This window comes from Shewanella sp. W3-18-1 (genome assembly GCF_000015185.1).
GTDB lineage: Bacteria > Pseudomonadota > Gammaproteobacteria > Enterobacterales > Shewanellaceae > Shewanella > Shewanella putrefaciens.
Genome location: NC_008750.1, coordinates 2,345,726 through 2,358,197, shown reverse-complemented (window position 1 = coordinate 2,358,197; position 12,472 = coordinate 2,345,726). Strand labels below are relative to the sequence as shown.

Annotated in this window: 9 protein-coding genes and 4 pseudogenes; 4 read left to right on the top strand and 9 right to left on the bottom strand. The window is 44.4% G+C overall.

The window, feature by feature from the left end; all coding sequences use genetic code 11:
* Nucleotides 1–6: 6 nt before the first annotated feature.
* Nucleotides 7–1,443 (bottom strand): cytochrome-c oxidase, cbb3-type subunit I, encoded by a 1,437-nt coding sequence (gene ccoN / locus SPUTW3181_RS10620; protein ID WP_011789347.1) that lies wholly within the window; start codon nt 1,441–1,443, stop codon nt 7–9.
* Nucleotides 1,444–1,705: 262 nt separating this feature from the next.
* Here ccoN and SPUTW3181_RS10615 point away from each other — a divergent pair, with 262 nt between their 5' ends.
* Nucleotides 1,706–2,155 (top strand): hypothetical protein, encoded by a 450-nt coding sequence (locus SPUTW3181_RS10615; protein ID WP_049766871.1) that lies wholly within the window; start codon nt 1,706–1,708, stop codon nt 2,153–2,155.
* Nucleotides 2,156–2,183: 28 nt separating this feature from the next.
* Here SPUTW3181_RS10615 and SPUTW3181_RS21850 read toward each other — a convergent pair.
* The 3 genes and pseudogenes from SPUTW3181_RS21850 to SPUTW3181_RS10605 all read right to left on the bottom strand — a co-directional run.
* Nucleotides 2,184–2,393, bottom strand: a pseudogene (locus tag SPUTW3181_RS21850) (HD-GYP domain-containing protein); the annotation flags it as partial.
* 130 nt (nt 2,394–2,523) lie between these two features.
* Nucleotides 2,524–3,285, bottom strand: a complete 762-nt coding sequence (locus SPUTW3181_RS10610; RefSeq protein ID WP_011789342.1) for an IS5-like element ISSpu10 family transposase — start codon at nt 3,283–3,285, stop codon at nt 2,524–2,526.
* 136 nt (nt 3,286–3,421) lie between these two features.
* Complete coding sequence (locus tag SPUTW3181_RS10605) at nt 3,422–3,811, bottom strand: RidA family protein (protein WP_011789345.1); 390 nt, start codon at nt 3,809–3,811, stop codon at nt 3,422–3,424.
* 190 nt (nt 3,812–4,001) lie between these two features.
* Between SPUTW3181_RS10605 and SPUTW3181_RS10600 the strand changes: the two genes are divergently transcribed.
* Nucleotides 4,002–4,589 carry a TetR/AcrR family transcriptional regulator gene (locus tag SPUTW3181_RS10600; protein ID WP_011789344.1) on the top strand — a complete coding sequence of 196 codons (588 nt, stop codon included), beginning with the start codon at nt 4,002–4,004 and terminating at the stop codon, nt 4,587–4,589.
* Nucleotides 4,590–4,693: 104 nt separating this feature from the next.
* Here SPUTW3181_RS10600 and SPUTW3181_RS10595 read toward each other — a convergent pair whose 3' ends face one another.
* The 3 genes and pseudogenes from SPUTW3181_RS10595 to SPUTW3181_RS10585 form a co-directional block, all read right to left on the bottom strand.
* Entirely contained in the window at nt 4,694–6,322 is a 1,629-nt protein-coding gene (locus SPUTW3181_RS10595; protein WP_011789343.1) for a methyl-accepting chemotaxis protein, read from the bottom strand.
* Between the two features lie 131 nt (nt 6,323–6,453).
* Nucleotides 6,454–7,215, bottom strand: coding sequence for an IS5-like element ISSpu10 family transposase (locus tag SPUTW3181_RS10590; RefSeq protein ID WP_011789342.1), 762 nt, complete (start codon nt 7,213–7,215; stop codon nt 6,454–6,456).
* 255 nt (nt 7,216–7,470) lie between these two features.
* Nucleotides 7,471–8,232, bottom strand: a pseudogene (locus tag SPUTW3181_RS10585) (IS3 family transposase); the annotation flags it as partial.
* Between the two features lie 223 nt (nt 8,233–8,455).
* Here SPUTW3181_RS10585 and SPUTW3181_RS10580 point away from each other — a divergent pair.
* On the top strand, nt 8,456–8,653 hold the full coding sequence (locus tag SPUTW3181_RS10580; RefSeq protein ID WP_157037389.1) for a hypothetical protein: 198 nt from the start codon (nt 8,456–8,458) through the stop codon (nt 8,651–8,653).
* 148 nt (nt 8,654–8,801) lie between these two features.
* Nucleotides 8,802–9,883 (top strand): annotated as a pseudogene (locus SPUTW3181_RS21575) (IS4 family transposase); the annotation flags it as partial.
* 289 nt (nt 9,884–10,172) lie between these two features.
* On the opposite strand, the pseudogene SPUTW3181_RS10565 reads toward SPUTW3181_RS21575, so the two are convergent.
* A pseudogene (locus SPUTW3181_RS10565) lies at nt 10,173–11,448 on the bottom strand (IS4 family transposase).
* A gap of 310 nt (nt 11,449–11,758) precedes the next feature.
* Entirely contained in the window at nt 11,759–12,310 is a 552-nt protein-coding gene (locus SPUTW3181_RS10560; protein WP_008983526.1) for an acyloxyacyl hydrolase, read from the bottom strand.
* Nucleotides 12,311–12,472 lie beyond the last annotated feature (162 nt).

Here is a 12,472-nt window from a genome sequence, read left to right as displayed (position 1 = left end):
TGCTCCTTAAGCCGCCGTTGGTTCAGCCAGTGCTGGCAATGAATCTTTTGAGGCTTTCACAGTACGAACAACGTTATATGCCATGATAAGCATACCGGTTAGGAAGAAACATCCACCGATGAAACGTACGAAGTAGAAAGGATATGAAGCTTCAAGACTTTCAACAAAGCTATAAGTCAATGTTCCATCAGCGTTTACTGCACGCCACATCAGACCTTGCATCACACCAGAAATCCACATAGACACAATGTAAAGCACTGTACCAATGGTTGCTAACCAGAAATGGACATTAATCAGTTTGGTACTGTACATACGGCCATGGCCAAATAACACAGGAACCAAATGATATAACGAACCAATAGAGACCATTGCAACCCAGCCTAGCGCGCCGGAGTGAACGTGTCCTACTGTCCAGTCAGTATAGTGAGATAAGGCGTTAACGGTTTTAATCGCCATCATCGGTCCTTCAAAGGTAGACATACCATAGAAAGACAGAGAAACAACGAGGAAACGCAATATTGGGTCAGTACGCAGCTTATGCCAAGCACCTGATAGGGTCATAATACCGTTGATCATACCGCCCCAAGAGGGAGCAAATAGGATCAGCGACATCACCATACCCAAAGACTGAGTCCAATCAGGTAATGCTGTGTAATGTAAATGGTGAGGACCCGCCCAAATGTACAGTGCGATCAGTGCCCAGAAGTGCACAATCGACAGACGATAGGAATATACCGGACGACCTGCTTGCTTAGGGACGAAATAGTACATCATTCCTAAAAAACCAGCCGTCAGTAAGAAGCCTACAGCATTATGACCATACCACCATTGCACCATAGCGTCGACAGCACCGCTATACATGGAATATGACTTGAATAGACTCACAGGTACTGCCATAGAGTTAACAATATGGAGTACCGCGACGGTAATGATAAAGGCGCCAAAGAACCAGTTCGCAACATAGATATGCGAGGTAGTACGTTTGACGATAGTGCCAAAAAACACTATGGCATAGGAAACCCATACAATAGTGATAGCGATATCAATTGGCCATTCCAATTCAGCATATTCTTTGCCTTGGGTAAAGCCCATAGGTAAAGAGATAGCTGCTGACAGAATGATGGCTTGCCATCCCCAAAACGTAAATGCAGCTAATTTAGGTGCAAATAGTCGGGTTTGACAGGTGCGTTGTACGACATAATAGGATGTTGCAAAGAGGGCTGATGTACCGAACGCGAAGATCACCGCATTGGTATGTAATGGTCGCAAGCGACTGTACGTTAACCAAGGTGTGTCAAAGTTCAGCTGAGGCCAGATTAACTGGGCCGCAATTAATACACCGACTGTCATACCAACAATACCCCACAAAACCGTGGTTAAGGCAAATTGGCGAACAATGGTGTAATTGTAATCAGCGCCTGTTGGCTGGGAATGGTTCATCATAATGCTTCCACTGCTTATTACTTTTACTTTTAGTAAAGACAAGCTTTACCTGTTATAAAATGACACAACATTGCTTCCCTATTAGGGTAATCAAGTTATGTCAATGCGTTATCCTTCATATTTGTGCTCAAATACAAGGTTTCGCAATGATACTTGAGCAATGTCAAAAAAGATACCAAAGAAGGGCTGTCGAAAGTTGATCTAGATCAACCTACGCTATAGAATGTTAACACATTGCATAATAAGGTTAATTTTTGTGCTTATGCGGCAATTCCTTGTATTTTTAACCATGGTATTCTTGCTTAATCTCACTGCTTGTAAAGAAAAGGTCGAGCACATTAGAGATAAGGAAAACTCCGATCCATCATTATGTGTTTTTTCTCAAGGTGAATGTGTAAAAACCATTGCAGGGATTAAACTGAGTTTCACTATCAACCCAAGTCATGCCCCGAGTGAAAAACCTTTAACATTAAATATATTATCTTCGGCTCCTATAAGTGATGTACACATTCGCTTAGAAGGGAGAGATATGTTTATGGGGATTATTCCGGTCAATGTGCGCCAAGTTGATGAAATGAACTATATAGGCCAAATGGTTTATGGTTCTTGCAGTAGTGGGTATATGGTCTGGCGTGGTTTTGTTAATTTCACTGTCAACGGAAAACCGCAAACGGCGATCTTTGATTTTCTTGCAGATAGCGATATTAACTAAGCGACCATAAAAAGGATGATCTCTGCATTTAGAGATCTTTCCAGTTTTCTTTCACTTGAACAAACACCTCAATATTCTGGATAAAAAGCTCGAGTAAATTGGGGTCAAAATGTTTACCTGCACCTTTTTGCATTTCAGTTAATACATCTTCTAATGGCCATGCAGATTTATAACAACGTGTATGGGAGAGCGCATCAAACACATCAGCAATAGCGACTATACGAGGGTTAACCGGGATTCTGGAAATTCCTCATGAAATAGCAGTTAACTATATGATATTTAATGCAATATTATTTTCTATCCATTGTGCGGGTTCCAAGTTAACCTGTTGACTAAACTAGGGCCTGTTGATCTTTGCTGTTCATAATTCAGCCAACCCACATTGGCAGCCATATAAGGCAGCAAGCCAAGGCCAGTGTACTTGCATAATTCCGGGCTAATTTATCATACCTTGTTGCTACTGAGCGGTAATGTTTTAGCCTGGCAAACACGTTCTCAACCAGATGGCGATATTTGTACAGACACCAGTCAATATCGCCATTACCAATCTTCGAATTACGCTTGCGCGGTATGTTAGGGACGCCCTTTTTTTCTCGGATCTGCTCTCGTATCTTCTCGCTATCATAGCCCCGGTCAGCGATAACGTGTTCGGCATCAGGCAGTTGTTTTAGTAATTCTATGGCTGCTTTACTGTCATGAACCTCACCGCCTGTCACAATAAAATCTATTGGCAAGCCGCAACTATCCACTGCCATATGGATTTTCGTCGTGTTACCACCACGACTTTTCCCAATCGCTTCTTTATCTTCTGAGCGAGCACCTGTCGCATGCTGATGCGCTTTGACGATGCTGCCGTCTATAAATTCCCACTCTAAATCAGCCAATTGCCTTAACTCTGCGAATAGCTGCATTAGAATGCCTTTTTTAGACCACAGGTTAAAACGCCGGTAGATGGCGCTCCAATCTCCAAAAGCTTCTGGCACATCGCGCCAAGGGCAACCGACCCGCATCCGATACAAAATGCCTTCGAAAGTATTTCTGTGTTCCGGCTTGTCATATACGCGGCCCGTTTTAAGCATCAATCTGATTAGCTTTGACCAGTACTCGTCTGTTAACATTGTTCTTGGCATGATGGGTTGTCATGGTTAGTTTTTGGCGAAAGTAATTATACCAGCCCATCATGCTGTCTAATAATCCATCACGAAAGATCAACAAGCCCTAGTGGAAAAAGCACTTTAATCGCTATTAAAGTGCTTGATCGGATCTTCAGCCAGGAATTCGTGCTATCACCTTAATCTCAAAATCAAAGCCTGCTAACCAGGTGACTCCCACTGCTGTCCAGTTTGGGTAAGGTGGCGCGCCAAAGATCTTTTGTTTTACTTTCATAATGGTGCCGAATTGATGTTCCGGATCGGTATGAAAGGTAGTGACGTCCACTATATCGTCAAAGGTGCAACCTGCAGCAGCCAAAGTAGCTTTAAGATTCTCAAAGGCTAACTCAACCTGAAGTTCGAAATCTGCTTCAGGGCTGCCGTCAGCACGGCTGCCCACCTGGCCGGAAACGAAGAGCAAATCACCTGAGCGAATTGCAGCGGAATAACCATGCTCTTCATAAAGTGCATGTCTGTTGGCTGGGAAAATAGCTTCTCTTTTCATTGTATGGCTCTCTTTGTAAAGGGTCTGATTGGCTGCGAAGCTACTGATATGTGCAGTAGTACAACACAATCCGGATAGTTTTGATGGTCCTGTATGTTGAATTGTTTTAACATACGAGGCGTATGTAGAATATCTCGCATACGCAGCGTATGTCAAGTGGCATACATTGCGTATGTGAAAGGAGTATTGAATGAGCATCCGATTAACAAAGATGGCGGAAAACCGTGAGAAGCTGATTGCGGCCGCACGGCGAGCCTTTGCTGAGCATGGTTACGCAGCGGCCTCTATGGATACCTTAACTGCTGAAGCTGGTTTAACCCGGGGCGCGCTGTACCATAACTTTGGTGATAAACGTGGTTTGCTTGCTGCTGTTGTCGATCAGATTGACTCTGAAATGGCTGAATATGCGAAGTCTGTTGGCGCCAAAGCAGAGAATGCCTGGTCAGGTTTATTAGCTGAAGGTGCTGCCTATATAGAAAAGGCACTGGACCCTGAAGTGCAGCGCATTGTATTGCTGGATGGTCCTTCGGTGCTGGGTGACCCATCACAATGGCCGAGCCAGAATAAATGTCTGCAATCGACCAGAAGTACTATTGAAAAGTTGATTGAAAATGGCACAGTCAAACCTGTTGATGCTGAAGCTGCAGCTATGTTGTTAAATGGCGCAGCCTTGAATGCAGCGCTTTGGCTAGCGTCCAGTGCAGAGCCGCAGGCTATGCTGCCAAAAACGCTGGAGGCATTTAATTTACTGGCGTCGGGTTTTCTGGTGAAGAACTGACAGAGGGGAAAAATCCCCTCTGAATGTCTCGAAATGCAGCCTCTTACCTGTGTTAGCTTGTAAAAAAGTCACGCTGCGACCGCATTAGATCAAAAGCAGCTGAATTATGCTGTTTTGAACTGCTTCACATTTTGCTCTAAGGTTTTAGCCAGTTTTTCAAGCTGCTGACTGGCAACAGTTATCTTACTGGCTTGCTCTTCAGCCATCACGGCTGAATGGGTAATTTGGCTAAAATTACGGTTGATCTCGGATGCAACCACGGATTGTTCTTCAGCTGCTGTGGCGATTTGGGTATTCATATCGCTTATTTTTGTCACTGACAGGTTGATCGCATTCAGTGAGTCACCTGCGCGTTGAGCCTGTTCTACACTGGTTTCTGCCTGAGCTTTACCTTCGTTCATCACTGCCACAGCTTTTAAAGAACTGCCCTGCATTTTCTCAATAACAGTTTGGATTTGACGGGTTGAATCCTGAGTTCGACGAGCTAGATTACGCACTTCATCGGCAACTACTGCAAAACCACGGCCTTGTTCGCCAGCTCTGGCCGCTTCAATAGCTGCGTTTAATGCCAATAAATTGGTTTGTTCAGCTATGCCCTGGATCACTTCAAGCACTGAGCCTATCTGACGGCTATCTTCCGATAAATGATTGATTACCTCTGCAGCGTCACTCACTTTATCTGCCAGTGCATTGATACTGGATTGAGTTTTACTGACTTCAGCCTGACCGGCGTTGAATTCGTTGATTGCAGTTTGAGCAAGACCTGCGGCATCGCTGGTATGGTTGGCAACCTCAGCTACAGTGGATGACATTTGGTTAATGGCTGTAGCACCTTGTTCAGTGGCCAGTTTTTGGTTGCCAATCAAATCTTCGTTGTATTGCGCTGTCTCCAACAGCTGTTTGGAAGCCGTAAGTAATTCGTTAGCTGCTCGTATTGAGTTTTTGGTGATACCCGACATATGTTCTGTCAGATCTTTTACTGCACTTAAAATACTTTCTGCAGTGTGAGATTTCACCTGAACTGTTAAATCACCAGAGGCAATTTTTTTAATGACCGACGCTGCATATTCGGGCTCACCACCGACCATTCTTTTTAATCGATTCACTGTACTAACAGCGACGACACAACCAATGACTATTGCAATGGCCGTGACTAAAAGCATGATCCGCTGAAAGCTATTTGTTTGTTCACGGGCCGACGCCACCTGATGTTGTATGGCTTCTTCCTGAAAATCGATCAGCTTATTGATGCGTTTCAGCCATTCGCTGTAAGCAGGAGATACTGTGGTTAATAAGTAGTCTGTGGCTTCTTGCTGGCGTCCGCTGTTAATCATATCCAGAATGTTTTTGGTGACAGCTAAGGTGGAGCTTTCTATTTCCTTGATTTGGCGTAGTAAGTTTTCTTCTTCAGGGGTATGTTTTATCTTGCTATACATACTATCCAGCGTAGCGGCGGATTGCTGGTAAAAGCCATTTAATCGGGTTATGTCATTTTGGTGAATCTGAGATGCGCTGGTATCTTTGACTAAAACTGCGTCACGAATCGAAATTGCTCTATCATGCACACTGCCGCGGAAGTTAATGGCCTGACGCTGTTCAACCGCAGTCTGTTCTGAGAGTTGAGTTAAATTCTGGTCCGCTATGCTGATTTTAAACAGACCAAAAAGTGTGATTCCAAGCATAATCAACAGCAGCATAGCGAAGCCTGAGTACAAGCGATTTATAACGTTCATCTATCACACCTTATTTTTTATTACTGTTCTAATTTATTGACAGCACCGTTTTATTTACGAAGAACCAGAGTTTTAGTTCATAAGAAAACATAATTTATTACTAGGGCCTGTTGATCTTTGCTGTTCATAATTCAGCCAACCCACATTGGCAGCCATATAAGGCAGCAAGCCAAGGCCAGTGTACTTGCATAATTCCGGGCTAATTTATCATACCTTGTTGCTACTGAGCGGTAATGTTTTAGCCTGGCAAACACGTTCTCAACCAGATGGCGATATTTGTACAGACACCAGTCAATATCGCCATTACCAATCTTCGAATTACGCTTGCGCGGTATGTTAGGGACGCCCTTTTTTTCTCGGATCTGCTCTCGTATCTTCTCGCTATCATAGCCCCGGTCAGCGATAACGTGTTCGGCATCAGGCAGTTGTTTTAGTAATTCTATGGCTGCTTTACTGTCATGAACCTCACCGCCTGTCACAATAAAATCTATTGGCAAGCCGCAACTATCCACTGCCATATGGATTTTCGTCGTGTTACCACCACGACTTTTCCCAATCGCTTCTTTATCTTCTGAGCGAGCACCTGTCGCATGCTGATGCGCTTTGACGATGCTGCCGTCTATAAATTCCCACTCTAAATCAGCCAATTGCCTTAACTCTGCGAATAGCTGCATTAGAATGCCTTTTTTAGACCACAGGTTAAAACGCCGGTAGATGGCGCTCCAATCTCCAAAAGCTTCTGGCACATCGCGCCAAGGGCAACCGACCCGCATCCGATACAAAATGCCTTCGAAAGTATTTCTGTGTTCCGGCTTGTCATATACGCGGCCCGTTTTAAGCATCAATCTGATTAGCTTTGACCAGTACTCGTCTGTTAACATTGTTCTTGGCATGATGGGTTGTCATGGTTAGTTTTTGGCGAAAGTAATTATACCAGCCCATCATGCTGTCTAATAATCCATCACGAAAGATCAACAAGCCCTAAATCGTTGCGTAAACAGAGAGCTTTTGCTAAGTCTACTGGGTTTAGGTCGTCAGTGTTGCCGCATAATTTTTGCCTGCTAATGCTACAATACAAAATTGGTTTGTTTAAGCTGGGCGATTTAATGCGCTTTGTGTCGCGTTCGGTGGTTACCGGTTTTGTTTCACTAAGCACTGTTCTTCAATTCAAAATTCTCTGGGCTGAGATAGCTAAGAGCACTATGCCTTCTGGTCTTGTCGTAATCAACCTCAATGTATTCAAAAACGTGTTGGCGCATGGTTTCCCGATCCATTATCGGCTCGTCCTGGATTGCTTCAACTTTCAATGAGTGGAAGAAGCTTTCCGCACAGGCGTTGACGTCCCAGCAGTTTCCTTTGCGGCTCATGCTTTGCACTAATTGGTGCTTTTTAATCAAGTCACGGTAATCATGCGAGCAGTACTGGCTGCCTCGATCACTATGAACGATCACCGATTTTGGGAAGCCGCGACGGAACAACGCCATGTTCAATGCGCTGCATACCAGATCTGCTGTCATACGGTTGCTCATCGACCAGCCAATTACTGCCCGCGAGTACAGATCAATGATTACCGCCAGATACAGCCAGCCTTCGCTGGTCATCAGGTACGTGATATCACCGACCCATTTCTGGTTCGGGCCTGTTGCGCTAAAGTCCTGCTCAAGCAAGTTTGGGGCGACTTGCAGCGAATGCTTGCTGTCGGTCGTCACTTTAAACTTGCGGGCCGCTTTAGCCACTAAACCCTGGCGCTCCATGCTGTTCAGTATGGTTTTTACATCCGGTTTCTTGCCATGCTCAGCAAGGTCAACCTGAATGCGCCTGGAGCCGTTACGAGCTTTGGCGTCGTCAAACGCTTCCTTTATCAGCGCATCACGCTCGGCACGCTCGGCACGCTTCATAGCCCTTGGGCGCGGTGTCAGGCCGCTTTTACTTGCTAGTTACGTTAACCTGCCACTTATAATTCAAAATTAGCTTAATGCAGAGAAAATGTATGAATATTAACGATTTAGCAAATCTATTATAGGCCAAGACAAGTAGGCAAAAAATTATAGCTGGACTAATTAATTATTCGTCCTCACAGATATTGGCTTCTAAAAAGAGCTGGGCTTGCTATTCGACTCACTAAGCCTCAATTTGAAAAGTAACAAATATTTACCCGCTGCTTCAACATTTTTAGCCCTGTTGTTATGGAATCCAGACAAAACCATCAGCCACATCAGAAAGTATGGGCTGTTTAGAGCATATAAAGTTGGGGTTTCCGTTGGCGCAATTAATAACGCTATTGATATGGCGTTGCAAAATATGGCTTTCTTACAATTAAGAGAAGAGTAACTGGCATACTTGAAGGCCGCCAAGACATTGCTCCGTATTGCACCACACGCAAAAAAATTGAAAACGAGCTTGATACAGCGTCTCAGTATTCAGAAAAAAACACTATTGAAAACCCTTCTGTTTATGGTTAACGAGTTTATATATGAAAACTGCTCTTACTAAAGACGCGCGTTGTACTGTGACAGCCATTGGGCGTGCGATGCCAGGCTCGTCGGATAAAGTCAGTATCAAGCGCGCAGATAGATTACTCAGCAATGCTAATCTGCAGCGGGAGCTACCTCTTATCTATTCGGCAATGACCAAATCTGTCGTGAGCAGTAAATCTCAGCCGCTCATTTTGATTGACTGGAGCAACGCCGATACCGTGAAACGGCATTTTATTCTGCGAGCCAGCATGTCCGCTGATGGCAGAGCACTGACATTATTACAAAAAGTGGCAGCGGCAGAAGACTATACTTGCCCACATGTGCACCGCACATTTTTAAATCAGCTCAAGGCAATGTTACCTAAAGACTGCAAGCCTGTATTGTCGCTGATGCTGGCTTCAAAGTGCCCTGGCTTAAACAGGTACGCAAATTAGGCTGGCATTATGTCGCCAGAGTCAGAGGTAACGTGAAGCTTAAACTGGCAGAGCAAATGGAGTTTATGACTGTCAATGCGCTTTATAAAAAGGCTCGCGCCACACCCAAACACTTAGGCACAATCATGCTGACTTAGACGCAGCAGTATGAAACCCGCGTCATTCTGGTTGGTAAAGGCTATGAGCTATTGAAGCGAGACAAAAATAAGTCTTACAAAGAACCCTGGTTATTGGTGTCATCGTTACCTGAGTGTCATGACTATGCGGGTAAAATCGCCAAGTGCTACAGTAGCCGAATGCAAATTGAAGAAAGCTTCCGAGACCAAAAAAGTCCGCGTTATGGCTTATGGAGTGACTTGCACGGCACCAAATCCAAATCGCGTTTGGATATATTACTGCTACTGGCGGCACTGGCAAATTGGTTCCACTACCTGATGGGTGCCGCAGGTGAAATAGCAGGCGTACACTTACGATATCAGGCGAACACGATTAAAAATCGACGGGTACTTGCTCTGAACTTCCTCGGCATCCTGCTTTGTAATGAACCTAAGCTGCCCATTCGTAGACAACATTATCAGCAAGGGCTAAAGCAAATCGTGCACTGGGTTGCTCGGTGGGACTGGGCGCAAATCAAATTAGCAAAGAGCTGATACTATGGGAGGAAATTTGTGTCTCGAAAATTTAACAAGTCTTGCCCTTCATCCACAATTAGGACATCGAATGAGTCGAGACCTGACCGTCGCAAAGCATTGCTGACAGACTAAATAGTCGAAATTGCTAATCTGTCATTCTGAATTCTCGTCATAAGATAATGTCCCCGCCGTGTCAGGATAGCCCGCTTGCCGCCCGGAAACGGTGCGGCAGTGTCCATAAAGTAGTAAACCTGCTCCAGTACATATGCAAGAGGAAACTAAAAATCATACGTATGTCCTTAAGAGCTTAAGTTACTGATTTACTTATATTAGATAGTGTTTTAAACACCCCATTTTTTTGGTCCCTCGTCAAATTCTGACGCTGGCAACGTTGTGCTAAAAATGCCAATGCTTTATTTATGGCCGTTACTTAATCCGCGCCAGGACCTCTGGCAATATCTAAACAAAAGGGTAACCACCAGATATGGGCTGATTTTGCACCGGTAAACAGTGAAATCACCCGGTCATACTTTTGTTGTGCCGCGTTAATAAGCCATCGTTTTAAAGTTGCCGCGAGCAAGCTTCCCCAGATCAGCGTTTCAACTATTGTTGCATGGTGATTGTCGAATTTATTCAAATTATTCATAGTCTTCCATTCTTTGAATAGCAGTTCTATCTGCCAGCGGACACGATAGAGATCGCCGACAACTTCTGGTGGAAACTGTTGCCGATCAAGGTTAGTGCATACCAGAACATGTCTTTTTTTGTGATCTAATGCAGCAAATGCCACACAACGATAAACCGGGCCATCAGGCCAATGCACGTCTAAATCTAACGCACCTGTACTGGGTAATTCTTTTAGCCATGATTGCGGTGGTTTTGCCTGCTGGCTTTTGTCGCAAACGGCCATTGGATTAACACTTTTGCTCATGCGGCTGATGAAAAAAGCACTGGCATCTTGCAGTTTCTGAATATAACTCTTTGAAAAATAACCGGCATCAGCCATAAATAAGCACCCAGTTAAGGATGACGCTGATGGCAAGTAATCCCGCTCTGGCGCAATGTCTTCGGTCAGACTTACGCTCTATGGTTATCCTTTGAACACGTCATAGGTGACATGCAACTCAACCGTTGCAGGGCTGTGTACATTAAAACGCCCTGGAAAATAGTGCATTAAGTCGCCATGTACCGCGAAACTGCTACCATCTTGTAAAATAATACGGTCAAAAACATCCTGATACTTATCCCTCAGAGTAAGCATGTCGGGAAGATGCACAGCCAATGCTGCGTATTTCAAACACCTCACGCATAAACTCAGGTGCAGACATCTTAACCAATTGTTTATGAAATGGTTTTAGCTGTATGCCAGTGACATGCATATGATTAAATTGACGCTGGATATCAGCAATTGAATTCGTTGTCGCAGAGCCAAGAGCGCTGACCAGCGCCATGCAAAACCTGTGGGGTGTGACCTGGCGGCGTCGTTTCATAAATCCGGTTTGTCGCCCAAGCGTATCAAGCTCAGCTGGTGAAAAAAGTCGTTCAAAAGCGTTTAAGAATCGGATATCTTGTTCATGCTTCATTCGTTTGGCCTGCAAAGGTGATCTTTTTTATTCGCAAAATCAATTAGATCACGAATAAAGCACCTCTTCAAATCCTAAAGATCATACGTATGAACTAAAAATAATCCCTATACATTAATAGTTTGTGCTGACAAAAATTTTTTTAGCTCAAACTATTGACCGACAAATATCTTGACCGATTATGTGGTTCACGCTGTACTTAGCAAATATTTACCGAAACCAAAGGTGGTGTGAGAAGTGCAAAGTGAAAAGGGCTTCGAAAGCCATTTGCGGTAAACAAACTTACGATTTAATAGGGCGTAACTCCCAATTAGAAGGTATTACTCCAAGTTAAACCGAAAAAATCGAGGCCATCATTAGGGCTATCAATGTCTGCATTTGAATAATGCACGTATGCCAGCGTTAATCGTGCATTTGAATAAGCCGAATACTGCCAACTTAACCCAATGCGGTCTTCAAACTGAAAACGCGTGGATAAACGTCGCTCGCCCAAGCGTGTGCCATCCAGAACACTGCCGCCAATACCGGCTTCCACATACAGCGGTCGAGGCCCATCGGTAAGCTGCCATGCCAACACTGGGCTAATCGTCAACGCAAAAACATTATCTGAACGGTCATTGGAGTTTTGCCAATTGTTTAACGCACCTTCAATATGCAGCTTTGGACTTCCCAACCACGTCCAATCCTCCAATATTGACAGCCGGATATCAGTAACCCGGTACCCAACGCGTGCACCACGCAACTGATCCGTTGAGTACGAACCCGTCATATGCCACTCGTCCGCCTGTGCTGATGCTGAATTCATCAACCCCCAAAAACCAAAGACCATAGCCACAATTAATGCCAAAAATCCTTTGCTCATGCACCCTCCACTTTGTCTACAATCCGGCAGAGCATTCCAAACCAGAGATGAAATTATACGTACACACGTGAATGTATGTAAATAGATCAGCAGCAACTACAACACGGTCTTCAACTCAAAATTGCCTGTGGGACTCCGTTTGACTTTTTGAAAGAAGCCAAA

Excerpts from the sequence above, each read along its gene's own strand:
- ccoN (WP_011789347.1), bottom strand. The coding sequence starts at position 1,443 with ATGATGAACCATTCCCAGCCAACAGGCGCTGATTACAATTACACCATT.
- SPUTW3181_RS10615 (WP_049766871.1), top strand. The coding sequence starts at position 1,706 with ATGCGGCAATTCCTTGTATTTTTAACCATGGTATTCTTGCTTAATCTC.
- SPUTW3181_RS10610 (WP_011789342.1), bottom strand. The coding sequence starts at position 3,285 with ATGCCAAGAACAATGTTAACAGACGAGTACTGGTCAAAGCTAATCAGA.
- SPUTW3181_RS10605 (WP_011789345.1), bottom strand. The coding sequence starts at position 3,811 with ATGAAAAGAGAAGCTATTTTCCCAGCCAACAGACATGCACTTTATGAA.
- SPUTW3181_RS10600 (WP_011789344.1), top strand. The coding sequence starts at position 4,002 with ATGAGCATCCGATTAACAAAGATGGCGGAAAACCGTGAGAAGCTGATT.
- SPUTW3181_RS10595 (WP_011789343.1), bottom strand. The coding sequence starts at position 6,322 with ATGAACGTTATAAATCGCTTGTACTCAGGCTTCGCTATGCTGCTGTTG.
- SPUTW3181_RS10590 (WP_011789342.1), bottom strand. The coding sequence starts at position 7,215 with ATGCCAAGAACAATGTTAACAGACGAGTACTGGTCAAAGCTAATCAGA.
- SPUTW3181_RS10560 (WP_008983526.1), bottom strand. The coding sequence starts at position 12,310 with ATGAGCAAAGGATTTTTGGCATTAATTGTGGCTATGGTCTTTGGTTTT.